Here is a 26,607-nt window from a genome sequence, read left to right as displayed (position 1 = left end):
AGTTGGCTCACGGGACACTGGTCTGGCCTGCAAAGTGCGCTTGATGGAAACAGCTCAGGCGCACCGTGTGTTCCGCCATAAGGACTAGATAAATGCCTGAGCCCATTCGATTGCCAGCTTACCGCCAGACACAATGCAAAACCTGCAGTCTCGCGCCGCTGTGCCTGCCTGGTTCAGCGAGTCCCGAAGAAGTCGACATGCTCGATGACGTGGTCAAGCACGTCCGGGCCATGAAAGAGAACGATTTTCTGTTTCGCCAGGGCGACAGTTTCAACTCGATCTACGTGATCCGCTCCGGCGTATTGAAGTCCGTTTGCCTGAGTGAGACCGGTGAAGAAAAGATCATCGGCATCCATCTGCCCGGTGAGTCGATTGGTCTGTCGGGACTGGGTTCCGAAGCGTACCCGGTATCAGTCCAGGCGCTGGAGTCCACCGAGGTGTGCGAAATTCCTTTCGCGCCTCTCGATGAGCTGTTGATCCGCTTGCCGCAGATACGCCGGCATCTGATGCGGGCGATGAGCAGTGAGATTCGCAATACCCAACAAATGACCCGGCTGCATTCGAAAAAAGCCGCCGATGCCCGGGTCGTCTCCTTGCTGGTCAACCTGTCTGCACGTTTTCACTCGCTTGGATACGCAGCCAATCAACTGCACCTGAGCATTTCACGTAACGAAATCGGCAATTACCTGGGGCTGGCCGGAGAGACTGTTTCCAGGGTGTTCACCCGTCTCCAGCAAAACGGCCAGATCGAAGTCGACGGTAAACAAGTACGCCTTCTCCAACCCATTCAGTCTATCAACTAGCCGATGGATCAATGGCAGTGCCCAGCCTGCTTTAAGGACCCTAAATGACTTTGATTCTTTCGCATGGACCTTGGTCCGTCACGATTGCGCAGCCTGCGGATTCACGTCCTACCTTTGAGCCGCATTACACCTTGAATGAACGAGCGCAGGTGGACACCACCTACCACTGGAACTGGAAAGGGCAAAACCTGGCGGGTGTGAGCAACTGCACGTTTACCTTCGCCAACCCGGATCTGCACAGCCTGACGACCTGGAGTACGTCACTCGGTCAGAGGGCTTGGTACGACGTGACGCCAACTGGCGGTGACAATGGTGGTGCTCAGGGGCTTGCAGGCGCGAACGATGAAAACGACGACCTGGCTTATGTGCAAATCGAATTGAGCGCTCAGTATTTCTGGGAAAGTGACCTGACCGCAGAGCGGGCATTGGAGACCTGGCCAGCCGGGGCCTGACCGATCGTCTTGTGCGCACGGCACTTTTGCCACTGCGCCGTGCACTAACGTTGTGAACAGCAACGGAGCGCACATGAACGAAACCGCCGTGCAGCACAAGGCCCTGCATCTGTTACTGGCCCTGGTGACCATTGCCTTCATCTGGATCCTGCTGCCGTTCTACGGCGCAGTGTTCTGGGCGGTGATCCTTGGCATCGTCTTCGCCCCGCTGCAGCGCCGTCTGCTGGCGTACCTGGACTGGCGGCGCAATCTGGCTGCGGGCCTGACGTTGCTGATATGCCTGGTGATCGCCATCCTGCCGGTGATCATCATCAGCACCTTGCTGGTGCAGGAAGGTGCGGCGCTGTACAAGAACCTTGAGAGCGGTGAACTGGACCTGGCCGGCTACATTGAGCGTTTCAAGGATATTCTCCCGGCCTTTGCGCAAAATAGCCTGGAGCGCATGGGCATGGGCGATCTGGCAGGCCTGCGCGACAAGATTACCAAGGGCGCTCTGCAGGGCAGTCAGTTCTTTGCCACTCAGGTGTTCAGCTTCGGCCAGGGCACCTTCGATTTCCTGGTGAGCTTTGCGGTAATGCTCTACCTGTTGTTCTTCTTTTTACGTGACGGGGCCGAGCTGGCGCGCAAAATCCGCGCGGCGGTGCCGTTGGCCGAGCAGCAGAAACGCCGCTTGCAACTGAAGTTCAACCGAGTGGTGCGCGCCACCGTCAAGGGCAACCTGCTGGTCGCGATCACCCAGGGTACGCTTGGCGGCATCATTTTCTGGATGCTGGATATTCCCAGTGCTTTGGTCTGGGGTGTGCTGATGGCCTTTCTTTCGCTGTTGCCGGCAGTCGGGGCGGGAATCGTCTGGGCGCCGGTGGCGGTGTATTTCGTTGCCACCGGGGCAGTCTGGCAAGGTGCGGTGCTGGCCGCTTTCGGCGTCTTCGTAATCGGTCTGGTGGACAACGTTTTACGTCCGCTGCTGGTGGGCAAGGACACGAAAATGCCCGACTACCTGATCTTGATCTCGACCTTGGGTGGTCTGGCGGTATTCGGCCTCAATGGCTTTGTCATCGGACCGTTGATCGCCGCACTGTTCATGTCCAGCTGGGCGATCTTCGTTGCGACCAAACCACAGGTACAACTACCCAGCTAGCGGAAGCTGTAGGACACCCCGGCGTACACCCCGAAACCTTCACCGGGAGTCGAGTGGGCAACGTCCTTGCCGTTGTCGTTGTAGCCGGGGGTGACCGTGGCGGCGTAGCGCTTGTTGGTCAGGTTGCGCAGGTCGATCCAGGTTTGCCAGTCCTGTTTCGGCGCGTTGTAACCCAAGGTTGCACCGAGCAGGGCATAGGCGTCGGCCGGATAGCTGTTGGCGTAGTCGACCTGAACCTTGGAAGCCATCTGCGTATTGAGCCCGGCGTAAAAACCACTCGGCAGGTCGAAGCGCAGCTCGGCCTGGTAGTAGTGCATTGGAATGCCGGGCAGACGGTTGTCGCCGAAGACATCGTCGTCGCGGTAGTGGAAGTCACTGAAGGTATAGGCCTGGCGTAGCGACAGCTTGCCAACGGCGGCGCGTTCCCAGAGCAGGCTGTCGAGGCCCGCTTCTACCCCTTGGTGGACGGTGGGGCTGGCGTTGAACTCCTTGGCGGGCAGGCCTTGCACGATCTCCACGGCCAGCAGTTCATGGCGCACGTCCGAGTAGTACCAGGCCAGGTCCCAGCGGCCGATGGACGACTCGCCGCGTGCACCCAGCTCCAGGGTGGTGGCGGTCTGGTTCTGCATTTCGATAGGCTGGGTGGCGCTGGGCGAACTCCAGATCAGTGACCACGGGTGCGGCGGCTCCACCGAGCGGCTCAGGTTGCCATAGACCTGCAATTGAGGGTTGATGTCGTAGCGCAGGCCCAGGCGCGGGGCGTAGTCCCAGTCGTGCTGGCTGACCTTGCCGCCATTGGCCGGGAAGCTCACGTCGCTTTCGCGGCGGGTATAAATCATCGCTAGGCCGCTGGTCAGCCACAGGTCCGGCACCAGCTCGAGCTCGTTGCCGACGTGGATCACGGTGTCCGAGCCCTGGTAGCTGAAGTCGCGGGTCCGGGCGCCGGTGATGTCGTCTTTGCGGGCAAACTGTGAAGCACCGCTGTTGGGCAGGTGCTTGGTGGTCCGCCAGCCCACGGTGGTGTTGCTTTCGTGCCCGAACAGGGTGTCTCTACGGAAATAATTCAGTGTCCCGCTGACATCGGTATAGGCGACCTTGAGGCGCATCGGGCCCTCGCGCAGGTCCATCGGGTAGTCGTGGTAGACCAGCCCGGCTTCCAGGCGGGAGTCGTCGTCCAGATAGAAAGTGGTCTTGTTGCCCACCCAGGTGCTGCCCGGTTGCGGGCGGCTGTCATCCCGGGCCAGGTACGCCGGGTTGGCGTCGCGTGGGTGGTGCTTGATCTGGTCTTTGGTCAGGCGCCCGGCCAGGTCATTCTCGGTTTCCCGGTAGCGCAGGTAGAAGCGGGTTTCCAGGCTTGGGCTGAAGCGATAACCGACATTGGCGGCGATGCCCTTGCTGCTGCCGCTGCTGTGCTCCTGGTAACCATCGTACTCAGAATCGGTCAGGGCCACGTAGTAGTCCAGATCGCCCAACACCTGACCGGAGCTGATCTGACGCTTGGCATAGCCGCGGCTGCCCAGTTCATAGCGCACTTGCAAGGGCGCGGCATCATGGCCGGTATGGGTGATGTAATCGATGGCGCCGCCCAGGGCCAGAGCACCGCGGTCGAAACCGTTGGCACCGCGCAGGACTTCGGCGCGGCTCAGCCACAACGGTTCGAACAACTCGTACGGTGTGCCGCCAGGACCGGTCAGCGGCAGGCCGTCGAACATCGTGTAGACGCCTGAACCGTGGCTGCCCGGCGCACGGTTGATGCCCGAGCCGCGGATCGACAACTTGATACCGTCGTTGCCGGCAGACTGGGCAAACACGCCCGGTTGGTAGGCGAGCACATCCTGATTGCTGGCGACCCGGCCTTGCTCCACCCGTTGCATGTCAATCAGGTTGCTGGCGCCTGGTACCTGATTCAGACGTTCGCGAGCGTCCTGCAGCTCGCTCTGTTCCTGTTCCTGGATAAGCACCTGGCCAAGTTCAATGCCATCGCTGGCCTGGACTGAAGCGGCACAGGAAATCAACAGGGCAAGGGAGGAGCGGGGTAGGGTGGGGCACATCGATGGGGTTCCGGGACTGTGAGCGGGTATCTGACGTCGCAACTATCAGACGAAGCACAGTCATGGATATGTACTGCTCTCATCGCGGGGCAAGCCCGCTCCCACCGGATCTGGACAGCCCGGTGGGAGCGGGCTTGCCCCGCGATAACAATTTCAGCCACAAAACAAAACACCCCGCCGAAGCGGGGTGTCTGTTGCAGCAAGATCGATCAGCCGACCAGTTGCAGTCCGGCATGCTGGACCATGTCCAGCAACGGCTGCGGGTACACACCCAGCACAAAGGCCAGGATCGCGATCGCCAGCAGCATGACGCCGCCGGTGCGCTGTTCCCAGTTCAGCGGAGCATCGTGACGACGCAGGTTCGGTTCGATCAGGAACAGGGTGACCATAACCCGCAGGTAGTAGAACACGCCGATGGCACTACCGATCACCAGGGCGCCGACCAGCCACCACAGCTGCGACTCGACGCCGGTAGCGATGATGTAGAACTTGCCGATGAAGCCTGCGGTCAGCGGGATACCGGCCAGCGACAGCATCATCACGGTCAGTACTGCGGTCAGGTACGGACGGCGCCAGAACAGGCCGCGGTACTCGTACAGGGCGTCTGCGTCACGGCCGTTGTACGGCGACGACATCAGGGTGATTACGCCGAACGCGCCCAGGCTGGTGATCACGTAGGTGACCAGGTACACGCCAATGGCTTCGACGGCCAGACCCTTGCTCGCCACCAGGGCGATCAGAAGGTAACCGAAGTGGGCGATCGACGAGTAACCGAGCAGACGCTTGAGGTTGCTCTGGGTCAGTGCCAGCAGGTTACCGATCAGGATCGACGCAACGGCAATCACCGACAGCACGGTGGTCAGCACGCCGCTGCTGGCAGCCGGGGAGAGCATGAACAGGCGCACGACAACGGCGAACACCGCGACCTTGCTGGCGGTGGCCAGGAAGGCGGCGACCGGTGCCGGAGCACCTTCGTAGACGTCCGGGGTCCACAGGTGGAAAGGCACCAGCGACAGTTTGAACGCCAGGCCCACCAGCATCATGCCCAGGCCCAGCTGAGCCAGCAGGCTTGGCATGTTGGTGGCTGCCAGGGCTTTACCGATACCGTCGAAGCTCAGGCTGCCAGCGTCGGCGTACAGCAGGGCCATACCGAACAGCAGGAAGGCGGAACCGGCGGCCGACAGCACCATGTACTTGATGCCGGCTTCCAGCGAACGCTTGTTGAAGAAGGCATAAGCGACCAGGCCGTAGACCGGTACCGAGAGCAGTTCCAGGCCAATGAACAGGCCAGCCAGGTGCTGCGCGCTGACCAGTACCAGGCCGCCCAGGGCAGCCATCAGGATCAGCAGGTACAGTTCTTCGCGGTTGCCCGGGTAGCCTTTGCCGCCGTCACCCAGGTAGGCATGGGCGAGGGTTACACAGGCCAGGGTGGCGACCAGGATCAACGCCATGTACAGGCAGGCGAACTTGTCGATGGTCAGCAGCGGAGTGACCGCCAGTGGCACGACTTTGAGTACCGGCAGGATCGACAGCAGGGCCAGGTTCAGGCCCACGATCGACAGCAGGAAGGTTTGCGAGTGGTTGCGGCGCCAGGCGATTGCCAGCATCACCACGACAACGGTGATGGTGGTAATCAGCAGCGGCGCAAGCGCGATAAAGTGTTGAATCGTCAGGTCCATAGCGCTCTTACCGGGCCGAAGCGAGTTGAGTGAAAGCGGAGCCGAACCACTGCTGCACACCACTCATAGTGGCGGCGGAAGTGTCCAGGAACGGCTGCGGGTAGACGCCCAGCAAGATCAGCAGGCCAGCCAGGCCCAGTACCATGATCATTTCGCGGGTATCCATGCCAGCCAGGACTTCGTCCGACTTCGCCGGGCCGAAGTAGGCACGGTGAATCATGATCAGCGAGTAGACCGAACCGAACACCAGGCCGGAAGTGGCGATGACGGTGACCCATGGCGAGGCGACGAAGCTGCCGATCAGGATCAGGAACTCGCCAACGAAGTTACCGGTACCCGGCAGGCCCAGCGACGCTGCAGCGAAGAACAGGCTGATTGCCGGCAGGTAAGCGATGCGATGCCACAGGCCGCCCATCTCACGCATGTCACGGGTGTGCAGGCGCTCGTACAGCTGGCCGGCGAGGATAAAGAGTGCCGCCGCCGACAGGCCGTGAGCCAGCATCTGGATCACTGCACCTTGCAGCGCTTGCTGGCTGCCGGAGTAGATACCGATCAGCACGAAGCCCATGTGCGAAACGCTGGAGAAGGCGACCAGACGCTTGATGTCGGTCTGGGCGAACGCCAGGAAGGCACCGTAGAAAATCCCGATCAGACCCAGGGTCATGGCGATCGGCGCAAACTCGGCCGAAGCGTTCGGGAACAGTGGCAGGGCGAAACGCAGCAGGCCGTAGGCAGCGGTTTTCAGCAAGATACCGGCAAGGTCCACCGAACCTGCGGTCGGTGCCTGGGCGTGCGCGTCAGGCAGCCAGGAGTGGAACGGTACCACCGGCAGCTTGACCGCAAAGGCGATGAAGAAGCCGAGCATCAGCACGTATTCGGTGGCAGGTGGCAGTTCAGCCTTGAGCAACTGGGTGTAGTCGAAGGTGATCACACCGGTGTTGCTGTAGTTGACCAGTACCAGGCCAAGGATCGCCACCAGCATGATCAGGCCGCTGGCCTGAGTGAAGATGAAGAACTTGGTGGCTGCGTAGATCCGGGTCTTCTTGCCGTCGGAGGAGCTGTGGCCCCAGAGCGCGATGAGGAAATACATCGGCACCAGCATCATTTCCCAGAAGAAGAAGAACAGGAACAGGTCCAGGGCCAGGAACACACCGACCACGCCGCCGAGGATCCACATCAGGTTGAGGTGGAAGAAGCCGACGTGACGCTGGATCTCTTTCCAGGAACACAGTACCGAGAGCACACCGAGCAGGCCGGTGAGCAGGATCATCAGCAGCGACAGGCCGTCGAGGGCCAGGTGCAGGCTGATGCCGAAGCGCTCGATCCACAGCACTTTGAATTCGACCGCCCACTCAGGCGCAGCGCCTGGAGCAGGGGCCAGGGTGTAGTCCCCGTTGGCCCACAGCCAGAGGCCGATACCAAGCAGCAGGGACATGGTCAGCAGCGCAATCCAGCGCGGCAGGGTGGCGCCGAAGCGCTCACCCAGCCAGCACAGCAGGCCGCCGATAAAGGGGATCAGGATCAGCCAAGGCAAAATCATGACGGGCTCAATTCCTTTCGCAAAGTCGCAAGGTTCATATCAGACCGCAGCCATTACAACGGCACCGAGTACAAGCACGGCACCTACGGCGATCGAAGCGGTATACCAGCGCAGCTGACCGGTTTCGGTTTTGCTCATGGCGGCATGACCGCCTTTCGCCATACGCGGAATCAGGCCAATACTGCGGTCAACCGGATCCTTGCGCAGGATGTGGGCGATCAGCAGGTAAGGTTTGACGAACAGCTTGTCGTAGATCCAGTCGAAGCCCCAGGCGGCGAACCACCAGGCCGACAGCACACGACCGATACCGCTGCCCGCAATCGCAGTCACCAGGCGACGCTTGCCGAGGAACAGCACTGCGGCAAGCAGGATACCGGCGATGGCGATGGCGCCCGAGGCGATTTCCAGGCTGTGCTTGGCTTCGCCGCCGGCATGGCCGACGCTCTGCGGCAGGACACCGGCCAGTGGTGGATGAATCCAGGCACCGACGAAGGTCGACAGCACGATCAGCACGCCCAGTGGCAGCCAGTGGGAGATCCCGTGACCAGCATGCGCTTCGGTCTTGGCTTCGCCGTGGAAGGCGATGAAGATCAGGCGGAAGGTGTACAGCGAGGTCATGAACGCACCGACCAGACCGGCGTACAGCAGACCGTTGTTGCCGCTGGCGAAGGCTTCCCAGAGGATCTCGTCCTTGGAGTAGAAACCGGCGGTCAGCAGCGGCAGGGCAGCCAGGGCGGCACCACCGACGATGAAGCTGGCGTAGGCCAGCGGCAGTTTCTTCCACAGGCCGCCCATCTTGAAGATGTTCTGCTCGTGGTGGCAGGCAACGATCACCGCACCGGAAGCAAGGAACAGCAGGGCCTTGAAGAAGGCGTGGGTCATCAGGTGGAAGATCGCGCCTTCCCAGGCACCAACGCCCAGGGCCAGGAACATGTAGCCGATCTGGCTCATGGTCGAGTAGGCGAGGATACGCTTGATGTCGGTCTGTACCAGAGCCGCGAAGCCGGCCAGGACCAGGGTCACACCGCCGACCACACCGACCAGGTGCAGCACGTCAGGGGCCAGGGCGAACAGGCCGTGGGTACGGGCGATCAGGTAGACACCGGCGGTAACCATGGTTGCCGCGTGGATCAGCGCCGAAACCGGGGTAGGACCGGCCATCGCGTCCGCAAGCCAGGTCTGCAGCGGCAGCTGGGCGGATTTACCGACCGCACCACCGAGCAGCATCAGGGTCGCCAGGACCATCCAGAAATCACCGGCCTGGAACTTCTGCGGCGCCAGTACCAGCAGCTCCTGCACGTTCAGGGTGCCGAGCTGGGCGAACAGGATGAACAGGCCGATGGCCATGAACACGTCGCCGATACGGGTAACGATGAAGGCTTTGAGTGCGGCGTTACCGTTGTTGCGGTTGCTGTAGTAGAAACCGATCAACAGGTACGAGCACAGGCCCACGCCTTCCCAACCGAAGTAGATGAACAGCAGGTTGTCGCCCAGCACCAGGAACAGCATGCTGGCGATGAACAGGTTGGTGTAGGCGAAGAAGCGCGAGTAGCCGGCTTCACCACGCATGTACCAGGAGGCGAACAGGTGGATCAGGAAGCCGACACCGGTGACCACACCGAGCATGGTGACCGACAGGCCATCCACGTACAGGGTGAAGTTCGGCGCGAAGCCATCCACCGACATCCACTGCCACAGCAGCTGGCTGTACGCACCGCCTTCAGGCGGGGCGACGTTGAACTGCCAGATCACGTAGGCGGCCACGGCGGCCGAGAGGCCCACCGAACCGACGCCGACCAGCGCCGACAGGTTCTCGGACCAGCGACCGCGCGAGAACGACAGCAGCAGGAAGCCGATCAGGGGGAATAGGAACGTCAGGAAGATAAGGTTCATCCGCGCATCTCACTGGCAGCATCGATGTCGAGAGTGTGGAAGCGGCGATACAGCTGCAGCAGGATCGCCAGGCCGATACTGGCCTCGGCGGCTGCCAGGCTGATCACCAGGATGAACATGATCTGTCCATCCGGCTGCGCCCAGCGGCTACCGGCAACGATGAACGCCAGTGCCGAGGCGTTCATCATGATTTCCAGACTCATCAACACGAAAAGAATGTTGCGGCGCACCATCAGGCCGACCAGGCCGAGGCAGAACAGGATGCCGGCGACTGCCAGGCCATGCTCGAGAGGAATTGCAGTCATGTGATTACTCCTTCGCCTCGTTGCGGCCGAGGTGGAAAGCCGTCACCGCTGCAGCGAGCAGCAGCATCGAGGCCAGTTCCACCACCAGCAGGTAAGGACCATACAGGCTGATGCCGACGGCCTTGGCGTCGACCGTGGTGTGGCCAATGCCGGCGCCGCTATCACTGCTGAACAGCACATACAGCAGTTCGAGCAGCAGCAGCGCGGCGAGAACCACAGGCCCGAGCCAGATACCCGGCTTGAGCCAGCCACGTTCCTGGGCGACCGAAGCCGGCCCGAGGTTGAGCATCATCACCACGAAGACGAACAGCACCATGATGGCGCCAGCGTAGGCGATCACTTCCAGGACACCGGCGAACGGAGCGCCGAGGGCGAAGAAGGTCATCGCCACGGAGATCAGCGAAATGATCAGGTAGAGCAGGGCGTGCACGGGGTTGGTGTTAGTGATCACCCGAAGGGTGGACACCACAGCGACACCGGATGCGAAATAGAAAGCGAATTCCATCTTTCTTCCTTAAGGGAGCAAGCTCTTCACGTTGATCGGCTCGGCTTCGTTCTGCGCGGCGCCTTTCGGCTTGCCGGCAACAGCCATACCTGCAACACGGTAGAAGTTGTAGTCAGGGTTCTTGCCGGGGCCGGAGATCAGCAGATCTTCTTTCTCGTACACCAGATCCTGACGTTTGAACTCGGCCATTTCGAAATCCGGCGTCAGCTGGATCGCGGTGGTCGGGCAGGCTTCCTCGCAGAGGCCGCAGAAAATGCAACGGGAGAAGTTGATGCGGAAGAACTCCGGGTACCAACGACCGTCTTCTGTCTCGGCTTTCTGCAGCGAGATGCAACCGACCGGGCACGCCACGGCACACAGGTTGCACGCTACACAGCGCTCTTCGCCATCCGGGTCGCGGGTCAGGACGATGCGGCCACGGTAGCGTGGCGGCAGGTAGACCGGCTCTTCGGGGTATTGCAGGGTGTCACGTTTGCGAAAACCGTGAGAGAACACCATCACCAGACTGCGCAGCTGGGTGCCTGTGCCCTTAACGATGTCGCCAATATACTTGAACATGGGTCAAATCCTCACTGGGCCGCAACAGCTGGCGTGTTGAGCAACACGAGCGCAGCGGTCACCAGCAAATTGATCAGGGTCAGCGGCAGGCAGAACTTCCAGCCGAAGTCCATCACCTGGTCATAGCGCGGGCGCGGGATCGAGGCGCGCAGCAGGATGAACAGCATGATGAAGAACGCGGTCTTCAGGGCGAACCAGATGAACGGGATCTGCGGCAGGATGCCGAACGGGCCGTGCCAGCCGCCGAAGAACAGGGTCACCAGCAGCGCCGAGACCAGGATGATGCCGATGTACTCACCGACGAAGAACATGCCCCATTTCATCCCGGCATATTCAATGTGGTAACCGTCGGCCAGTTCCTGTTCCGCTTCCGGCTGGTCGAACGGGTGACGGTGAGTCACGGCGACGCCAGCGATGAAGAAGGTGCAGAAGCCGAAGAACTGCGGAATGATGAACCACAGGTTCTGGGCCTGGTAGTCAACGATATCGCGCATGTTGAACGAGCCGGCCTGGGCAACGATGCCCATCAGCGCCAGGCCCATGAACACTTCGTACGACACGGTCTGGGCCGAAGCCCGCAGGCTGCCGAGCAGGGCGTACTTGTTGTTCGACGACCAGCCGGCGAACAGTACCGCGTACACCGACAGACCGGCCATGGCGAAGAAGAACAGCACGCCGATGTTCAGGTCCGCGACACCCCAGGTCGGGGTGATCGGGATGATGGCGAAGGCGATCAGCAAGGCACTCATGGCCACGACCGGCGCCAGGGTGAAGATCATCTTGTCGACGAAGGGCGGGTTCCAGTCTTCCTTGAAGAACATCTTCAGCATGTCGGCTGCGATCTGGAACATACCGAACGGGCCGACGCGGTTCGGACCGTAACGGTCCTGCCACCAGCCCAGCAGACGCCGCTCGACGAAGCTGAGCAGCGCGCCGCAGACCACCACGGCCAACAGGATGACGACGGCCTTGATGACCGTGATGATCACATCGATCACTTCAGGGGTGAACCAGGTCATTGTGCTGCCTCCTGCAGGCCTTCGACGGATGCACCGAAGATGGCGGGCGGAATGCCGGCCAGGCCTTTGGGCAGGGCAACCAGGCCTGCGCCCAGTTCTTCATTGATGCGCAATGGCAGACGCAGGGTCTGGCCAGCCACGTTCAAGCTGAGCATCGCACCCTCGTTGACGCCCAGGCGGTCGGCTTCGGACTTGGCCAGGCCCACGTAGGCCTGCGGGATGCGCTCTTGTACCGGCGCGGCGCGCGAAGAGTTCTCTTCACTGCCGAACAGGTGGTAGAACGGCACAACCTGCCAGGTGCCACGCGCCGGGGAGAAGGCTGCCGGAACGCTGGCGAACCAGTGCAGCTTGTCGCCCTCGGTTTCGATCAGGCGGGTCCCTGGATCGCCTGCGCGCAGGTGACCGCCAACCTCGTCCTGGAACTTGTTCCAGGCTTGTGGCGAGTTCCAGCCCGGAGACCAGGCGAACGGCACTTGCGAACGCGGTTCGGCCGAGCCCGAGTAGCCTTCCATGGAGAAGGCGAAGGCGCTGTCTTTGTCTTGCGGGGTACGTGGTTCGTGCACGCTGATGTCGGCGCGCATCGCGGTACGGCCGGAGTAGCGCAGCGGCTCACGCGCAAGCTTCATGCCCTTGATGCGGAACGAAGCGGACGGCGCGGCGTTGACGATGCCCGACAGTTGCGGCGTGACAGCGGCGCAGGCGCTGGTGACGTGGTCCAGTTGGGTCCAGTCCACCGGCTTGTTGAGCAGGGTCGCACGCAGGGCGTGCATCCAGCGCCAGCCTTCGTGAACCAGGATGCTGCTGTCCAGGTAGGTCGGATCGAATACCTGGAAGAAGCGCTGGGCGCGGCCTTCCTGGCTGACCAGGGTACCGTCGCCTTCGGCGAAACTTGCCGCTGGCAGTACCAGGTGAGCGCGTTCGGCGGTTGCAGTCTTCTGGTGATCGGCGACGATCACCACCTTGGCGGCGGCCAGGGCAGCGTCGACCTTGGCAGCCGGCACGCGGCTGTACAGGTCGTTTTCGAGGACGACAATGGCGTCGGCCTTGCCGGTAATCACGGCGTCCAGTGCGGCGTCGACGGATTCGCCACCGAGCATGGCCATACCCAGGCTGTTGGCCTCGGGCACCACCAGGCTCAGGGAGCCGTTCTTCGCACGCAGCTTGAGGGCTTTGGCGATGTTGGCAGCAGCCTCGATCAGTGCGCTGGAGGCCAGCGAGGTACCGGCGACCACCAGCGGACGGTTGGCGGCAACCAGGGCATCGGCGATGCGCTTGGCCAGGGCCAGGGCTTCGGCGTCCAGGCCTTCGACGGCAGGGGCGCTCGGGTCGATGGCGTGGGCTACGGCGAAACCGATACGGGCCAGGTCGTCCGGTGCTGCGTGGACGCATTCTTCAGCGACGTCATCGAGCTTGGTTTCGGCCAGGCTGGCGATGAATAGCGGGTACATGGCGTGTTGGCCGATGTTTTTCACCGCAGCATCGAGCCACGGCTGAACACGCATGGCATCGGCCATGGCTTCGGCCTTGCCCTTGACCGACTGGCGCAGGGCCAGGGCCACGCGGGCAGCAGTCTGGGTCAGGTCTTCGCCGAGGACGAACACGGCGTCGTGGTCTTCCATCTCGCGCAGGGTCGGGACCGGCAGCGGGCTGTCGTTGAGGACTTGCAGGGCCAGGCGTACACGCGCCAGTTCACCGGCTTCCATACCCGAGTAGAAGTGCTCGGCACCGACCAGCTCGCGCAGGCCGTAGTTGCTTTCCAGGCTGGCGCGCGGCGAGCCGATACCGACGATGTTGCGACCGCGCAGCATGTCGGCGGCCTTGTCCAGCGCAGCATCCAGGCTCAGCTTGGTGCCATCGGCCAGCAGTGGCTGACGTGGGCGGTCTTCGCGGTTGACGTAGCCATAGCCGAAACGGCCACGGTCACAGAGGAAGTACTGGTTGACCGAACCGTTGTAGCGGTTTTCGATACGGCGCAGTTCGCCGTAACGCTCACCCGGGCTGATGTTGCAACCGCTGGAGCAACCATGGCAGATGCTCGGGGCGAATTGCATGTCCCACTTGCGGTTGTAGCGCTCGGAGTGGGTCTTGTCGGTGAACACACCGGTCGGGCAGACCTCGGTGAGGTTACCGGAGAACTCGCTTTCCAGTACGCCGTCTTCAACGCGACCGAAGTAGACGTTGTCGTGGGCACCGAATACGCCCAGGTCGGTACCGCCGGCGTAGTCCTTGTAGTAACGCACGCAACGGTAGCAGGCGATGCAGCGGTTCATCTCGTGGGCGATGAACGGGCCGAGCTCCTGGTTCTGGTGGGTACGCTTGGTGAAACGGTAGCGGCGCTCGTTGTGGCCGGTCATTACCGTCATGTCTTGCAGGTGGCAGTGACCACCTTCCTCACAGACCGGGCAGTCGTGCGGGTGGTTGGTCATCAGCCATTCGACGACGCTGGCGCGAAACGCCTTGGACTCTTCGTCGTCGATGGAAATCCAGGTGCCATCGGTGGCGGGGGTCATGCAGGACATGACGATACGACCGCGGGTGTCGTTCTCGTCGGTGTACTGCTTGACCGCGCACTGGCGGCAGGCGCCGACGCTACCGAGCGCCGGGTGCCAGCAAAAATAGGGGATGTCGAGGCCGAGCGACAGACACGCCTGTAACAGGTTGTCTGCACCGTTGACTTCGAGCGCTTTGCCGTCTACGTGGATAGTGGCCATGGTTCAAAGTTCTTCGTTGGCCCGCGTCTGCGGGCGTGGCTAATGGAAAACTGTGTGCCTGCAGCCCGCTACAGGTGTCCCCGGGCGAGCTGTGCAAGCAGCGGACGGCACGGACCGTCCGCATTTCTATTCGTTATGCGCCGACGACGATCGGCTTGGCCAGGTTCGGGCGCAGGGCTTCGCTGCCTGTAACAGGTGCGACGCCGGCCTCGAACTCCGGACGGAAATACTTGATGGCGCTACCCAGCGGCTCGACTGCACCCGGTGCGTGGGCGCAGAAGGTGCGGCCAGGGCCGAGGAAGTTGACTAGGCCCAGCAGGGTCTCGATGTCTTCCGCCTTGCCTTGTCCCTTCTCCAGGGCGCGCAGCATCTTCACGCTCCACGGCAAGCCATCGCGGCACGGAGTGCACCAGCCGCACGACTCGCGGGCGAAGAACTCTTCCATGTTGCGCAGCAGCGAAACCATGTTGACGCTGTCGTCCACGGCCATCGCCAGGCCAGTACCCATACGGGTGCCGACCTTGGCGATGCCACCGGCGTACATCTGAGCATCGAGGTGCTCGGGCAGCAGGAAACCGGTACCGGCGCCGCCAGGCTGCCAGCACTTGAGCTTGAAGCCATCGCGCATGCCACCGGCGTAGTCTTCGAACAGCTCACGGGCGGTTACGCCAAACGGCAGTTCCCACAGGCCCGGGTTCTTGACCTTGCCGGAGAAGCCCATCAGCTTGGTGCCGTGGTCTTCAGAACCTTCGCGGGCCAGCGACTTGTACCAGTCGACGCCATTACCGACGATGGCCGGTACGTTGCACAGGGTCTCGACGTTGTTCACGCAGGTTGGCTTGCCCCAGACGCCGACGGCGGCAGGGAAGGGCGGCTTGGAGCGCGGGTTGGCGCGGCGGCCTTCGAGGGAGTTGATCAGTGCGGTTTCTTCACCGCAGATGTAACGCCCGGCGCCGGTGTGCACGAACAGCTCGAAGTCAAAACCGCTGCCGAGAATGTTCTTGCCCAGCAGGCCTGCGGCCTTGGCTTCATCGATGGCGCGGTTGAGGTTCTTCGCCGCGGTGGTGTATTCACCACGCAGGAAGATGTAGCCACGGTAAGCCTTCAGCGCGCGGGCGCTGATCAGCATGCCCTCGACCAGCAGATGGGGCTGTTGCTCCATCAGCATGCGGTCTTTCCAGGTGTTGGGCTCCATTTCATCCGCGTTGCACAGCAGGTAGCGGATGTTCATCGATTCGTCTTTGGGCATCAGGCCCCATTTGACGCCGGTGGGGAAGCCCGCACCGCCACGGCCCTTGAGGCCGGAATCTTTGACGGTCTGGACGATATCGTCCTGGGACATCTGCGCCAGGGCCTTGCGGGCGGCGGCATAGCCGTCCTTGGCCTGGTACTCGTCCAGCCAGACCGGCTCGCCGTCGTCGCGCAGGCGCCAGGTCAGCGGATGCGTCTCGGCGCTGCGGGCAATGCGGTTGGCCGGGCCGAAGGAAGTGATGGTCATACGTAACCCTCCAGCAACTTGGAAACGCCAGCAGGCTGGACATCGCCAAAGGTGTCGTCGTCGATCATCAGTGCCGGGGCCTTGTCGCAGTTACCCAGGCAGCACACTGGCAGCAGGGTGAAGCGGCCGTCGGCGGTGGTCTGGCCCAGGCCAATACCCAGCTCGCTCTGGATCTGGCTGACCACGGACTCGTGGCCGCCGATGTAGCAGACCATGCTGTCGCAAACGCGGATGATGTGCCGGCCAACCGGCTGACGGAAGATCTGACTATAGAAGGTTGCAACGCCTTCGACGTCGCTGGCCGGAATGCCGAGCACTTCGCCGATGGCATAGATGGCGCCGTCAGGCACCCAGCCGCGTTCCTTCTGAACGATCTTCAGGGCTTCGATGGACGCCGCGCGCGGGTCCTCGTAGTGATGCATCTCGTGCTCGATGGCCGAGCGCTCGGTTTCGCTCAGGGCGAAACGGTCGGTTTGGATAAGCGTGTTGTTCATGCTTAGCGGTCCACGTCAGCCATAACGAAGTCGATACTGCCCAGGTACGCAATGAGGTCCGCGACCATGCTGCCGCGGATCACCGAAGGGATCTGCTGCAGGTGCGGGTAGCTCGGGGTGCGAATCCGGGTGCGGTAGCTCATGGTGCCGCCGTCGCTCGTCAGGTAGTAACTGTTGATGCCCTTGGTCGCCTCGATCATCTGGAAGGATTCGTTGGCCGGCATGACCGGGCCCCACGAAACCTGCAGGAAGTGAGTGATCAGGGTTTCGATGTGCTGCAGGGTGCGCTCTTTCGGCGGCGGCGTGGTCAGCGGGTGATCCGCTTTGTACGGGCCTTCCGGCATGTTGCGCAGGCACTGGTCGATGATGCGGATACTCTGGCGCATCTCCTCGACACGGACCATGCAGCGATCGTAGGCATCGCCGTTGTGGGCCAGCGGTACTTCGAACTCGAAGTTCTCGTAGCCGGAATAAGGGCGGGCTTTGCGCAGGTCGAAGTCCAGGCCGGTGGAACGCAGGCCGGCACCGGTGACGCCCCATTCCAGGGCCTCTTTGGTGTTGTACTGGGCAACGCCGATGGTCCGGCCCTTGAGGATACTGTTCTGCAGGGCCGCCTTGGTGTATTCGTCGAGGCGCTTTGGCAGCCAGTCGACGAAGTCTTTCACCAGTTTTTCCCAGCCGCGCGGCAGGTCATGGGCGACACCACCGATGCGGTACCAGGCCGGGTGCAGACGGAAACCGGTGATGGCTTCGATCACGGTGTAGGCGCGCTGACGGTCGGTAAAGGTGAAGAACACCGGGGTCATGGCGCCGACGTCCTGGATGTAGGTACCCAGGAACAGCAGGTGGCTGGTGATCCGGAAGAACTCGGCCAGCATGATGCGGATCACGTCGACCTTCTGTGGCACCTGGATGCCGGCCAGCTTCTCGACCGCGAGCACGTACGGCAGGTTGTTCATCACCCCGCCGAGGTAGTCGATACGGTCGGTGTAGGGAATGAAGCTGTGCCAGGACTGACGCTCGGCCATCTTCTCGGCACCACGGTGGTGGTAACCGATGTCCGGGACGCAGTCGACGATCTCTTCGCCGTCCAGCTGCAGGACGATACGGAAGGCACCGTGCGCCGAAGGGTGGTTCGGGCCGAGGTTGAGGAACATGTAGTCCTCGTTGGCGCCCTGGCGCTTCATGCCCCAGGCTTCAGGGTTGAAGCGCGCGGCTTCTTCCTCAAGCTGCTGCTTGGCCAGGGTCAGGCTGTACGGATCGAACTCGGTGGCGCGCGCAGGGTAGTCCTTGCGCAGCGGGTGACCCTCCCAGGTCGGCGGCATCATGATCCGGGTCAGGTGCGGGTGGCCGGCAAAGTCGATGCCGAACATGTCCCAGACTTCGCGCTCGTACCAGTTGGCGTTCGGCCAGATACCGGTCACGGTCGGCAGGTTCAGGTCGCCTTCGTTCAAGGCTACCTTGATCATCACGTCGCTGTTCCGTTCCACCGAAAGCAGGTGGTAGAACACGCTGAAGTCGGCACTTGGCAGGCCACGGCGCTGGGTGCGCAGACGTTCGTCCACACCATGCAGGTCGTAGAGCATGCTGTACGGTTTGGCGACATTGCGCAGGAAGCTCAGGACTTCCTTGAGTTTGGCGCGGGTAACCCAAAGCACCGGCATGCCGGTGCGGGTTTCCTGGGCGACGAACGCCTCGGGGCCAAATTTGTTGTTCAGTTCGACAACCACATCCTGGTCGTCAGCCTTGTAAGGCGGGATATAAATAGCGGTGTCCGCTGTCATGGTCTCGGTCGCTTTCGGTCAACGTAGAGAATGAAGCCAGGCTGCCTGTCGCGCACGCGCAGGCAACAGATAGCTGGATCAGACTTCGTCGGGGCTGCGCAGGTTGGTGACCTGGATGCGCTGTTCACGGCGTTGCTCTTTCTGCGACGGCATCTCGGCACGGTAAATGCCTTGATCACCGACAACCCAGGAAAGAGGACGACGCTCCTGGCCAATCGACTCCTGCAACAGCATCAGGCCTTGCAGGAAGGCTTCAGGGCGAGGCGGGCAACCAGGGACATAGACATCCACGGGGAGGAACTTGTCGACCCCCTGAACGACCGAGTAAATGTCGTACATGCCACCGGAGTTGGCGCACGAACCCATGGAGATGACCCACTTGGGTTCAAGCATCTGCTCGTACAGGCGCTGGATGATCGGCGCCATCTTGATGAAGCAGGTGCCGGCGATGACCATGAAGTCGGCCTGACGCGGCGATGCCCGGATGACTTCGGCGCCGAAGCGGGCGATGTCGTGGGGCGCCGTGAAGGCCGTGGTCATTTCCACGTAGCAGCAGGAGAGGCCGAAGTTGTACGGCCACAGGGAGTTTTTACGCCCCCAGTTGACCGCGCCACTGAGCACATCTTCAAGTTTGCCCATGAAGATGTTCTTGTGGACCTGGTCCTCTAGCAGCGAATCGGAGACGGTTTCCCGCTCTCCGATTGGATATTGCTCGTTGGGAGCATCCGGGTCGATTCTGGTGAGATTGTATTGCATTGCCAAAGCCTCATTGTTTCAGCTTCGCTTGCCGCTTGCGACGACCTTCGGGAGCCCAATCAAGTGCCCCGACGCGCCAAAGGTAGACAAGACCTGCCAACAGAATTGCTATGAAAACGAGAGCTTCGACGAATCCGGTCCAGCCGCTTTCGCGGACGGACACAGACCATGCAAAGAGAAAGAGGGCTTCGATATCGAAGATCACGAAGAGCATCGCGACCAGATAGAATTTGGCTGACAGGCGCAAGCGGGCGCCGCCAGTAGGCAGCATGCCGGACTCGAAGGGTTCGTTCTTGCTGCGGCCCCAGGCCTTGCTACCGAGCAGGGCGGACAGACCGAGCATGAAGGCACACAGGCCAACGACACCCAAAAGGAAAATGGCAAAGCCCCAGTTGTGGGCGATGAGTCCTGTCGAATCGGGCATGCTGAAAATCCTTATACAGAGACCAGTCTCTGCGGCTTGGAAAGTAGTAAAGCAGTGACGATATGTCGCAGCGGAATCTATCGTGCTGATTTTATGGGTAAACCCGGTGCAAGTAAAATTTCTGCAGCAAATTTATTCGTAGGATTAAGAACAAAAATCTTTCGTAACTCGCTGCAGGCCGCATGGGGCGGGCATTGTCTCGGGTTTTGTTAATTATGTTTCTTGCAACGCGTAATGAAGCTGTAACTTCGAAATGATAATTAATATCATTTGAAGGTGTGCAATTCGTCCTACTGTTCGGGTCAACTACAAAGTTGTGTGGCATAGGCATCACCCGCAAGTTTCCACACCTCGTGTTTTAACCGAATTTATCCTGGCCTGCCGCGGTCTGGATCAAGGTTTTTGCTGGGCGGTTGGTGTAGGCCGAGGCGGCAATTGCCCATTGGCCCAGCCAGTAGGCGAGGATGATCAGGTAAGGGGCTGCCTGGAAATGGCCGACAAAGCGGTCGATGCCGATCAGGCTGTCGGAGAATACGAAGGCGATCGCCCCCAGCGCGGCAATGCCACCACAGGCCAGCGCGCGCCAGAGCATCGCACTGATGGCCAGGGCGTACACCGTTACCGGAATCAGCAGCTCACCCAGGCCATGACTGATCAGTACAGTCAGCAGCGTGATACCGACAAACGCCGAAATGACCAAAGCCGAGGTTGCCCGCTCGCGTGTTTCGCTCAGGTAGCCGCGCAGGTACGCCAGATGGGCGCAAAGAAACGCTGCCAGGCCAAATACGAATAGGTCGCCAGGTACGGCCAAAAGGATGTCGCCCAGTAGCGAGAAGCCCAGGCCAATGGTGATCCAGTGCCGGTAGCGCGAAGGCGCTGCGGTCCTGAGCCAGGCGATCAATGCCAGCACTGGGATCGGTTTGACGGCAAGACCGAGCAGCGCGTTCTGGCTTGCCAGTGCATATATATAGAAAGCTGCGCCGAGCAGGGCCAGGCAGAGCAGGGTCAATGGGCGGGGCATGGCCAATCCTTGGTGTTGTTGTGCACCTAGCATAGCCAATGGGGATTTATAGGGAAGTGGCGAATCGGCCGAAACACGCGGCACTGTGGGGCCGGGCCGATGAAAACAAAACCCGGAGCCCCATCACAGGCCCCGGGTTTTGTCTGTTACCCGAATTTCAGCAATCGATCAGAGATCAGTGGAACTGCTCTTCTTCGGTCGAGCCGGTCAGTGCGGTTACCGAGGACTTGCCACCCTGGATCACGGTGGTCATGTCGTCGAAGTAGCCGGTGCCGACTTCTTGCTGGTGAGCGACGAAGGTGTAGCCTTTCGACGCGTCAGCGAACTCTTGTTCCTGCAGTTTCACGTAAGCGGTCATGTCGTTGCGGGCGTAGTCGTGCGCCAGGTTGAACATGCCGTGCCACATGTTGTGGATACCGGCCAGGGTAATGAACTGGTGCTTGTAGCCCATGGCCGACAGTTCGCGCTGGAACTTGGCGATGGTCGCGTCGTCCAGGTTCTTCTTCCAGTTGAAAGAAGGCGAGCAGTTGTAGGACAGGATCTGGTCCGGGTATTCCTTCTTGATCGCTTCGGCGAAGCGACGCGCTTCTTCCAGGTCCGGTTTGGCAGTTTCGCACCAGATCAGGTCGGCGTATGGAGCGTAGGCCAGGCCACGGGCAATGGCTTGATCCAGGCCGGCGCGTACTTTGTAGAAGCCTTCCTGGGTGCGCTCGCCGATCACGAACGGCTGGTCGTACGGGTCGCAGTCGCTGGTCAGCAGGTCAGCGGCGTTGGCGTCGGTACGGGCCAGGATAATGGTCGGTACACCAGCAACGTCGGCCGCCAGACGGGCAGCAGTCAGCTTCTGTACGGCTTCCTGGGTCGGTACCAGTACCTTGCCGCCCATGTGGCCGCATTTTTTCACCGAGGCCAGCTGGTCTTCGAAGTGAACGCCGGCGGCGCCTGCTTCGATCATGTTCTTCATCAGCTCGTAGGCGTTCAGTACGCCACCGAAACCGGCTTCGGCGTCAGCCACGATTGGCGCGAAGTAGTCGACGTAGCCTTCGTCGCCTGGGTTCTTGCCGGCTTTCCACTGGATCTGGTCGGCACGACGGAACGAGTTGTTGATGCGCTTGACCACGGTTGGCACCGAGTCAACCGGGTACAGCGACTGGTCTGGGTACATGGACTCGGCCGAGTTGTTGTCGGCAGCCACTTGCCAGCCGGACAGGTAGATAGCCTGGATACCGGCTTTAACCTGTTGCACAGCCTGGCCGCCGGTCAGGGCGCCCATGCAGTTGACGAAATCTTTTTCCGGGCGGAAGGATGGGTGAGCACCCTGGGTGACCAGCTTCCACAGCTTCTCGGCACCCATGCGGGCCAGGGTGTGCTCAGGCTGGACCGAGCCACGCAGACGTACGACATCAGCGGCGGTGTAGGTACGGGTCACGCCTTTCCAGCGCGGGTTTTCGGCCCAGTCTTTTTCGAGGGCTGCAATTTGCTGTTCGCGTGTCAGTGCCATGGAAATAAACCTCGTCGCATCGGTCTTGGAAAAATTCTCGCTCACACAGCGCAGATCAGAAGCCTGGCGTAAGTCATGTTCAGCGAAATATGCGACGGTCGAACGATGGGGCTCGAAGAGGGGAAGTGAGCAGGCGTGGGCGAGGTATTCGCTGCAGGGTGGCTCGTGGTTGCCGAGCTGCAGTAAACAGTGCTGCCGTGTGCCTCTTGATGCGCTTCCGTCCCTCGGGACAACTTCGTTCCAGTCGCAATCTCGTCAAACTGCCTTGTGGGCTGTACAGACACGAGTCGGCTCAGGTGGGTAGGTTAGAGCGCGGCTCGAAGGCCCTTGCCAGGGCCTCTGATTAGCGGGAGCGGGGCCATCATGCCTCGGCGATTTGAGGTCGTCAAATGTTTTGTAGTGCTTTTTTCAAACCACTACATCTTTGGTCTAATGCGACTCGCCGGTCAGTTCCAAGTCCTTCGGTCGAGGCCTTGATTTGTCTGGGTTCAGTCCAGTGCGTCGACTTTTACCCGCAAAGTCATGTTCTCACCGCGCTGGGTGCTGTAACTGAGGGCAGAAGCACTGCGTTCGGACTGGCTCTGCTGGTTGACCCCGGCCAGGGTGATCCATTCACCGAGCTTGCCGCTGACTTTTGTGTCGGTACTTTGAACCTTCACTACATCAGGACGCTCCAGGCTCATCCGGTCATTGTTGGTGCTGATGGCCAGGTGCACGGTGTCGCCCGTGACGCTGGCAGTGACGTAGAAGCCCTGGGTGACGTTACGGTATTCGGTGTCGCTTTGCAGTCGGCCGAAGCCATCAGTGCTGGTGCTGGTGATCGGGATGCTCTGGCCGACCTGGATCAGTGCCGGGCTGCCTTCGCTGGCCTGTACCTGTTGCATACCACCTTCACGGTTGGCGGTGCCGTAGTGGATGACCCGGGCGTTGCCACGGTTGTCCTGGAAATTGCTGTCGTTGTTGTCGACGCTGATCAGTAGCCTGCGCGGCGCGGTGTCCAGTTGCTGCAGCAGGGTGCGCAAGTCATCGATCTTTTTCGGCTCGGCATTGACGATCAGCTTGTTTTCAAAGGCGCTGACGCTGCCATCCTTGCCGATGAACGATTGTGCGGTAGGGAGCAGTTCGGCGCTGGTGCGGTGGTTCAGCGGCAGGACTTCAGTGGCGGCCAGCGCATTCAGGCTGAACGACAGAAGCAGGGAGGCGAGTAGGGGGCGTAGCGGCATGTCCATGATCTCCGCGGGTGGAGTGGACATGATGGCAAATTTGTAGGGTTTTTGCTGGCCTCATCGCGGGGCAAGCCCGCTCCCACAGTGGGAGCGGGCTTGCCCCGCGAAGGCTTATCAGGCCAGTTCGCGCGACTCGCGAACCATATCCACGTGCGGAATGCCCGCCTCGAGGAACTCTTCGCTGACTACCTTGAAGCCAAGGCGTTCGTAGAACGGCGTCGCCTGCACCTGGGCGCTGAGCATCTGCTGCTTGAGGTCGCGGTTCTGCGCTTCGACGATAACCGCCTGCATCAGCGCATCGCCGACTTTCAGGCCGCGCCAGTCCTTGAGCACCGATACCCGGCCGATCTGACCGTCGGCCAGCAGGCGCGCTGTACCGATGGCGTAGTCACCCTCCATCGCGAGGAAGTGCACGGCGCTGTTGTCGTCGGCATCCCACTCCAGTTCTGGCGGTACGCACTGCTCGGCGATGAACACGGCTTCGCGGATGCGGCGGATGTCGGCGTTGTCTTTGTGCCAGTCGGCGAGGCGGACGCGGATCTTATTCATTGGCAAACCCCAAGCTTCCTTGTTTGACCAGTTCGCAGATCAAGGTAATGCCTTGATCGCTTTCAAGCCACTGCTCAAGGTTTTCAATATGCAACGCGTCGGCGGCGCAGATCAGCTTCAGCAGTTCGCGCAGGTCACCCGGCAGCAGACGGCTCTGACCGCTGGCGAACAGCAGCAGGTTGTCATCGACTTCCGACCAGGCCAGGCGCGCGCTCGGGTTGCGGATCAGGATCGCGCCCTGGGCCAGGCTTTCGATCAGTTCCGCTTCGTCCAGCGGCTCCCCGCTGACCAGTTCCGGGTAGCGTGGCTCGGTCATGAACTGGCCGAACCAGGTCAGCAGCAGGCGTTCGTCGCCCATGTGCTCGGTCAACAGGTTCTTCAGGCGGCCAAGAGCGTCGTGCTGGATCTGGTGCGGGTCGCTGACCGGCTGGGCGTCGGCGTCGGTGTAGCGCTCTTCGTCAGGCAGGAACTGGCTGAGGAAGTCGGTGAAGTGGGTCAGCACTTCGGCGGCGCTAGGGGCGCGAAAGCCCACCGAGTAGGTCAGGCAGTCGTCTTCGGCAATGCCGTAGTGGGCCAGGCGCGGCGGCAGGTAGAGCATGTCGCCCGGTTCCAGGGTCCACTCTTCGCTCTGCTCGAATTCAGCCAGGATGCGCAGGTCGGCGTGTTCGAGCAGCGGGCTGTCGCTGTCGCACATCTGGCCGATTTTCCAGTTGCGCTTGCCTTGGCCTTGCAGCAGGAATACATCGTAGTTGTCGAAGTGCGGGCCGACACTGCCACCCGGAGCGGCGAAGCTGATCATCACGTCGTCGATGCGCCAGCTCGGCAGGAAGCGGAAGTGCTCCAGCAGTTCGTGGACTTCAGGCACAAACTGGTCCACCGCCTGTACCAGCAGGGTCCAGTCACGCTCAGGCAGAGTGCTGAAGGTGTCTTCCTCGAACGGGCCGCGACGCATTTCCCACGGGCGCTCGCCGTGTTCGATGACCAGGCGCGATTCGACTTCTTCTTCCAGGGCCAGGCCGGCCAGTTCGTCGGCGTCGATCGGGCTTTCGAAATCAGTGAAGGCCTGGCGCACCAGCAGAGGTTTCTTCTGCCAGTAGTCGCGCATGAATTCGCGGGCAGTGAGGCCGCCCAGCAGCTGCAGTGGAGTATCAGGATTCATGTGTAACCTATTGAAAAAAAGTAATTTTCTTTCGGTAATAAAAACGCCCGGCTGAGCCGGGCGTTTACGCGCAGGGCGCAGATCAGATGCGTTTGGCTTGAGCCGCAGCGTTACCGATGTAAGAGGCTGGGGTCAGCTTTTTCAGTTCTTCGCGCGCTTCAGCCGGCATGTCCAGGCCATCGATGAAGGTCAGCAGTACTTCCGGGCTGATGCCTTTGCCACGGGTCAGCTCTTTGAGCTTCTCGTAGGGGTTCTCGATGTCGTAGCGGCGCATGACGGTCTGGATCGGCTCGGCGAGGACTTCCCAGCAGGCGTCCAGGTCTTCGGCGATACGGGCTTCGTTGATTTCCAGCTTGCTGATGCCCTTGAGGCTGGCCTCGTAGGCAATCACGCTGTGGGCGAAACCGACGCCCAGGTTGCGCAGCACGGTGGAGTCGGTCAGGTCGCGCTGCCAGCGCGAGATCGGCAGCTTGCTGGCCAGGTGCTGGAACAGTGCGTTGGCGATACCCAGGTTGCCTTCGGAGTTCTCGAAGTCGATCGGGTTGACCTTGTGCGGCATGGTCGAGGAACCGATTTCACCAGCGATGGTGCGCTGCTTGAAGTAACCCAGGGAGATGTAGCCCCAGATATCGCGGTCGAAGTCGATCAGGATGGTGTTGAAGCGGGCGATTGCGTCGAACAGCTCGGCGATGTAGTCGTGCGGCTCGATCTGCGTGGTGTACGGGTTGAACACCAGGCCCAGCTCGTCTTCGATGAAGGCGCGGGCGTTGGCTTCCCAGTCGATCTGCGGGTAGGCCGACAGGTGGGCGTTGTAGTTGCCTACGGCGCCGTTGGTCTTGCCCAGCAGTGGGACAGCGGCGACCTGAGCGATCTGGCGCTCGAGGCGATAGACGACGTTGGCCAGCTCTTTACCCAGGGTGGTCGGCGAAGCCGGTTGGCCGTGGGTGCGCGACAGCATCGGCACGTCGGCGAAGCGGTGAGCCAGCTCACGGATCGCCTGGGCGATCTGGCGCATCAGCGGCAGCAGCACGGTATCGCGGCCTTCGCGCAGCATCAGGGCGTGGGACAGGTTGTTGATGTCTTCACTGGTGCAGGCGAAGTGGATGAATTCACTCACCTTGGCCAGCTCTGGCAGCTTGGCAGCCTGCTCTTTGAGCAGGTACTCAATGGCCTTGACGTCGTGGTTGGTGGTGCGCTCGATTTCTTTCACGCGCTCGGCGTGCTCGAGGGCGAACTCATCGGCCAGACCATTGAGCAGTGCATTGGCTTCGGCGGAAAACGCTGGAACTTCAGCGATTTGCGGATGAGCGGCGAGGCGCTGCAACCAGCGCACCTCGACCAGGGCGCGGAAACGGATCAGGCCGTATTCGCTGAAAATAGGGCGCAGGGCCTGGGTTTTGCCGGCATAACGGCCGTCAACAGGGGAAACCGCAGTGAGCGAGGAAAGCTGCATGGGGTGTTCTCGGACAGTCAGGCTTTGAAGAGGGCGCATATCATACATGAAAAATGCGCCCGAGTCGGGTGGCTGACCAATGGTCCGC

General features: G+C 61.3%; 23 protein-coding genes. 3 read left to right on the top strand and 20 right to left on the bottom strand.

Annotated elements, in window-relative coordinates:
• The first annotated feature begins 92 nt into the window (after positions 1-92).
• From AC07OF_RS22570 to AC07OF_RS22560, 3 genes are all read left to right on the top strand, one after another.
• Positions 93-803, top strand: a complete 711-nt coding sequence (locus tag AC07OF_RS22570) for a cyclic nucleotide-binding domain-containing protein (protein WP_476446678.1) — start codon at positions 93-95, stop codon at positions 801-803.
• A 44-nt stretch (positions 804-847) separates the two neighbouring features.
• Positions 848-1,255 carry a hypothetical protein gene (locus AC07OF_RS22565; protein WP_157193232.1) on the top strand — a complete coding sequence of 136 codons (408 nt, stop codon included), beginning with the start codon at positions 848-850 and terminating at the stop codon, positions 1,253-1,255.
• Between the two features lie 73 nt (positions 1,256-1,328).
• The gene (locus AC07OF_RS22560; protein WP_157193231.1) at positions 1,329-2,393 is read left to right on the top strand and encodes an AI-2E family transporter; all 1,065 of its coding nucleotides are present in this window, start codon (positions 1,329-1,331) and stop codon (positions 2,391-2,393) included.
• Here AC07OF_RS22560 and AC07OF_RS22555 read toward each other — a convergent pair.
• From AC07OF_RS22555 to purB, 20 genes are all read right to left on the bottom strand, one after another.
• Complete coding sequence (locus tag AC07OF_RS22555; RefSeq protein ID WP_495073465.1) at positions 2,390-4,444, bottom strand: TonB-dependent receptor family protein; 2,055 nt, start codon at positions 4,442-4,444, stop codon at positions 2,390-2,392. The genes AC07OF_RS22560 and AC07OF_RS22555 overlap by 4 nt on opposite strands.
• Positions 4,445-4,653: 209 nt before the next feature.
• Entirely contained in the window at positions 4,654-6,123 is a 1,470-nt protein-coding gene (gene nuoN, locus AC07OF_RS22550) for an NADH-quinone oxidoreductase subunit NuoN (RefSeq protein ID WP_157193229.1), read from the bottom strand.
• Between the two features lie 7 nt (positions 6,124-6,130).
• Positions 6,131-7,663, bottom strand: a complete 1,533-nt coding sequence (gene nuoM / locus AC07OF_RS22545) for an NADH-quinone oxidoreductase subunit M (RefSeq protein WP_157193228.1) — start codon at positions 7,661-7,663, stop codon at positions 6,131-6,133.
• A 39-nt stretch (positions 7,664-7,702) separates the two neighbouring features.
• Positions 7,703-9,556: an NADH-quinone oxidoreductase subunit L gene (gene nuoL, locus AC07OF_RS22540; protein WP_157193227.1), complete on the bottom strand. Its 1,854-nt coding sequence runs from the start codon at positions 9,554-9,556 to the stop codon at positions 7,703-7,705.
• Entirely contained in the window at positions 9,553-9,861 is a 309-nt protein-coding gene (nuoK, locus tag AC07OF_RS22535) for an NADH-quinone oxidoreductase subunit NuoK (protein WP_107025567.1), read from the bottom strand. Before nuoK ends, nuoL begins: the two co-directional genes overlap by 4 nt.
• 4 nt (positions 9,862-9,865) lie before the next feature.
• Complete coding sequence (nuoJ, locus tag AC07OF_RS22530; RefSeq protein ID WP_038612821.1) at positions 9,866-10,366, bottom strand: NADH-quinone oxidoreductase subunit J; 501 nt, start codon at positions 10,364-10,366, stop codon at positions 9,866-9,868.
• 9 nt (positions 10,367-10,375) lie between these two features.
• Entirely contained in the window at positions 10,376-10,924 is a 549-nt protein-coding gene (gene nuoI / locus AC07OF_RS22525) for an NADH-quinone oxidoreductase subunit NuoI (protein ID WP_009400993.1), read from the bottom strand.
• Positions 10,925-10,935: 11 nt separating this feature from the next.
• Positions 10,936-11,943 carry an NADH-quinone oxidoreductase subunit NuoH gene (nuoH, locus tag AC07OF_RS22520; RefSeq protein WP_157193226.1) on the bottom strand — a complete coding sequence of 336 codons (1,008 nt, stop codon included), beginning with the start codon at positions 11,941-11,943 and terminating at the stop codon, positions 10,936-10,938.
• Positions 11,940-14,654, bottom strand: a complete 2,715-nt coding sequence (gene nuoG / locus AC07OF_RS22515) for an NADH-quinone oxidoreductase subunit NuoG (protein ID WP_476446681.1) — start codon at positions 14,652-14,654, stop codon at positions 11,940-11,942. The genes nuoH and nuoG overlap by 4 nt, the downstream gene beginning before the upstream one ends.
• Before the next feature lie 133 nt (positions 14,655-14,787).
• Complete coding sequence (gene nuoF, locus AC07OF_RS22510; protein ID WP_038612816.1) at positions 14,788-16,152, bottom strand: NADH-quinone oxidoreductase subunit NuoF; 1,365 nt, start codon at positions 16,150-16,152, stop codon at positions 14,788-14,790.
• Entirely contained in the window at positions 16,149-16,646 is a 498-nt protein-coding gene (nuoE, locus tag AC07OF_RS22505) for an NADH-quinone oxidoreductase subunit NuoE (protein WP_045188416.1), read from the bottom strand. The genes nuoF and nuoE overlap by 4 nt, the downstream gene beginning before the upstream one ends.
• Before the next feature lie 2 nt (positions 16,647-16,648).
• Positions 16,649-18,430, bottom strand: a complete 1,782-nt coding sequence (nuoC, locus tag AC07OF_RS22500) for an NADH-quinone oxidoreductase subunit C/D (RefSeq protein ID WP_157193224.1) — start codon at positions 18,428-18,430, stop codon at positions 16,649-16,651.
• A gap of 78 nt (positions 18,431-18,508) precedes the next feature.
• A complete protein-coding gene (locus AC07OF_RS22495; RefSeq protein ID WP_010220398.1) occupies positions 18,509-19,186 on the bottom strand; it encodes an NADH-quinone oxidoreductase subunit B in 678 nt (225 codons plus the stop codon).
• 10 nt (positions 19,187-19,196) lie between these two features.
• Positions 19,197-19,610 carry an NADH-quinone oxidoreductase subunit A gene (locus AC07OF_RS22490; protein ID WP_010220397.1) on the bottom strand — a complete coding sequence of 138 codons (414 nt, stop codon included), beginning with the start codon at positions 19,608-19,610 and terminating at the stop codon, positions 19,197-19,199.
• Positions 19,611-19,968: 358 nt separating this feature from the next.
• The gene (locus AC07OF_RS22485; RefSeq protein ID WP_157193223.1) at positions 19,969-20,631 is read right to left on the bottom strand and encodes a lysoplasmalogenase; all 663 of its coding nucleotides are present in this window, start codon (positions 20,629-20,631) and stop codon (positions 19,969-19,971) included.
• 175 nt (positions 20,632-20,806) lie between these two features.
• Positions 20,807-22,132 carry an isocitrate lyase gene (gene aceA, locus AC07OF_RS22480; protein ID WP_128324647.1) on the bottom strand — a complete coding sequence of 442 codons (1,326 nt, stop codon included), beginning with the start codon at positions 22,130-22,132 and terminating at the stop codon, positions 20,807-20,809.
• Positions 22,133-22,620: 488 nt separating this feature from the next.
• Positions 22,621-23,355, bottom strand: coding sequence for a secretin N-terminal domain-containing protein (locus AC07OF_RS22475; RefSeq protein ID WP_232478194.1), 735 nt, complete (start codon positions 23,353-23,355; stop codon positions 22,621-22,623).
• 117 nt (positions 23,356-23,472) lie between these two features.
• Positions 23,473-23,907, bottom strand: coding sequence for a GNAT family N-acetyltransferase (locus AC07OF_RS22470; protein ID WP_038612808.1), 435 nt, complete (start codon positions 23,905-23,907; stop codon positions 23,473-23,475).
• Entirely contained in the window at positions 23,900-25,066 is a 1,167-nt protein-coding gene (locus AC07OF_RS22465; RefSeq protein ID WP_157193221.1) for a ribosomal protein uL16 3-hydroxylase, read from the bottom strand. Before AC07OF_RS22465 ends, AC07OF_RS22470 begins: the two co-directional genes overlap by 8 nt.
• Before the next feature lie 82 nt (positions 25,067-25,148).
• Complete coding sequence (gene purB, locus AC07OF_RS22460; RefSeq protein ID WP_495073464.1) at positions 25,149-26,519, bottom strand: adenylosuccinate lyase; 1,371 nt, start codon at positions 26,517-26,519, stop codon at positions 25,149-25,151.
• Positions 26,520-26,607 lie beyond the last annotated feature (88 nt).

Source organism: Pseudomonas sp. GW821-FHT10B02 (assembly GCF_059415665.1).
The sequence above is the reverse complement of the archived record's forward strand: the minus strand, read 5'-3'. Positions and strand labels throughout refer to the sequence as shown.

Coding starts and splice junctions, on each gene's coding strand:
- AC07OF_RS22470 (WP_038612808.1), bottom strand. CDS start 23,907: ATGAATAAGATCCGCGTCCGCCTCGCCGACTGGCACAAAGACAACGCC.
- AC07OF_RS22495 (WP_010220398.1), bottom strand. CDS start 19,186: ATGCAATACAATCTCACCAGAATCGACCCGGATGCTCCCAACGAGCAA.
- nuoL (WP_157193227.1), bottom strand. CDS start 9,556: ATGAACCTTATCTTCCTGACGTTCCTATTCCCCCTGATCGGCTTCCTG.
- AC07OF_RS22475 (WP_232478194.1), bottom strand. CDS start 23,355: ATGCCGCTACGCCCCCTACTCGCCTCCCTGCTTCTGTCGTTCAGCCTG.
- AC07OF_RS22570 (WP_476446678.1), top strand. CDS start 93: ATGCCTGAGCCCATTCGATTGCCAGCTTACCGCCAGACACAATGCAAA.
- AC07OF_RS22465 (WP_157193221.1), bottom strand. CDS start 25,066: ATGAATCCTGATACTCCACTGCAGCTGCTGGGCGGCCTCACTGCCCGC.
- AC07OF_RS22565 (WP_157193232.1), top strand. CDS start 848: ATGACTTTGATTCTTTCGCATGGACCTTGGTCCGTCACGATTGCGCAG.
- nuoI (WP_009400993.1), bottom strand. CDS start 10,924: ATGTTCAAGTATATTGGCGACATCGTTAAGGGCACAGGCACCCAGCTG.
- nuoK (WP_107025567.1), bottom strand. CDS start 9,861: ATGACTGCAATTCCTCTCGAGCATGGCCTGGCAGTCGCCGGCATCCTG.
- AC07OF_RS22485 (WP_157193223.1), bottom strand. CDS start 20,631: ATGCCCCGCCCATTGACCCTGCTCTGCCTGGCCCTGCTCGGCGCAGCT.
- AC07OF_RS22555 (WP_495073465.1), bottom strand. CDS start 4,444: ATGTGCCCCACCCTACCCCGCTCCTCCCTTGCCCTGTTGATTTCCTGT.
- nuoC (WP_157193224.1), bottom strand. CDS start 18,430: ATGACAGCGGACACCGCTATTTATATCCCGCCTTACAAGGCTGACGAC.
- nuoN (WP_157193229.1), bottom strand. CDS start 6,123: ATGGACCTGACGATTCAACACTTTATCGCGCTTGCGCCGCTGCTGATT.
- purB (WP_495073464.1), bottom strand. CDS start 26,519: ATGCAGCTTTCCTCGCTCACTGCGGTTTCCCCTGTTGACGGCCGTTAT.
- nuoM (WP_157193228.1), bottom strand. CDS start 7,663: ATGATTTTGCCTTGGCTGATCCTGATCCCCTTTATCGGCGGCCTGCTG.
- nuoF (WP_038612816.1), bottom strand. CDS start 16,152: ATGACCATCACTTCCTTCGGCCCGGCCAACCGCATTGCCCGCAGCGCC.
- nuoG (WP_476446681.1), bottom strand. CDS start 14,654: ATGGCCACTATCCACGTAGACGGCAAAGCGCTCGAAGTCAACGGTGCA.
- AC07OF_RS22560 (WP_157193231.1), top strand. CDS start 1,329: ATGAACGAAACCGCCGTGCAGCACAAGGCCCTGCATCTGTTACTGGCC.
- nuoE (WP_045188416.1), bottom strand. CDS start 16,646: ATGAACAACACGCTTATCCAAACCGACCGTTTCGCCCTGAGCGAAACC.
- nuoH (WP_157193226.1), bottom strand. CDS start 11,943: ATGACCTGGTTCACCCCTGAAGTGATCGATGTGATCATCACGGTCATC.
- AC07OF_RS22490 (WP_010220397.1), bottom strand. CDS start 19,610: ATGCCCGATTCGACAGGACTCATCGCCCACAACTGGGGCTTTGCCATT.
- nuoJ (WP_038612821.1), bottom strand. CDS start 10,366: ATGGAATTCGCTTTCTATTTCGCATCCGGTGTCGCTGTGGTGTCCACC.
- aceA (WP_128324647.1), bottom strand. CDS start 22,132: ATGGCACTGACACGCGAACAGCAAATTGCAGCCCTCGAAAAAGACTGG.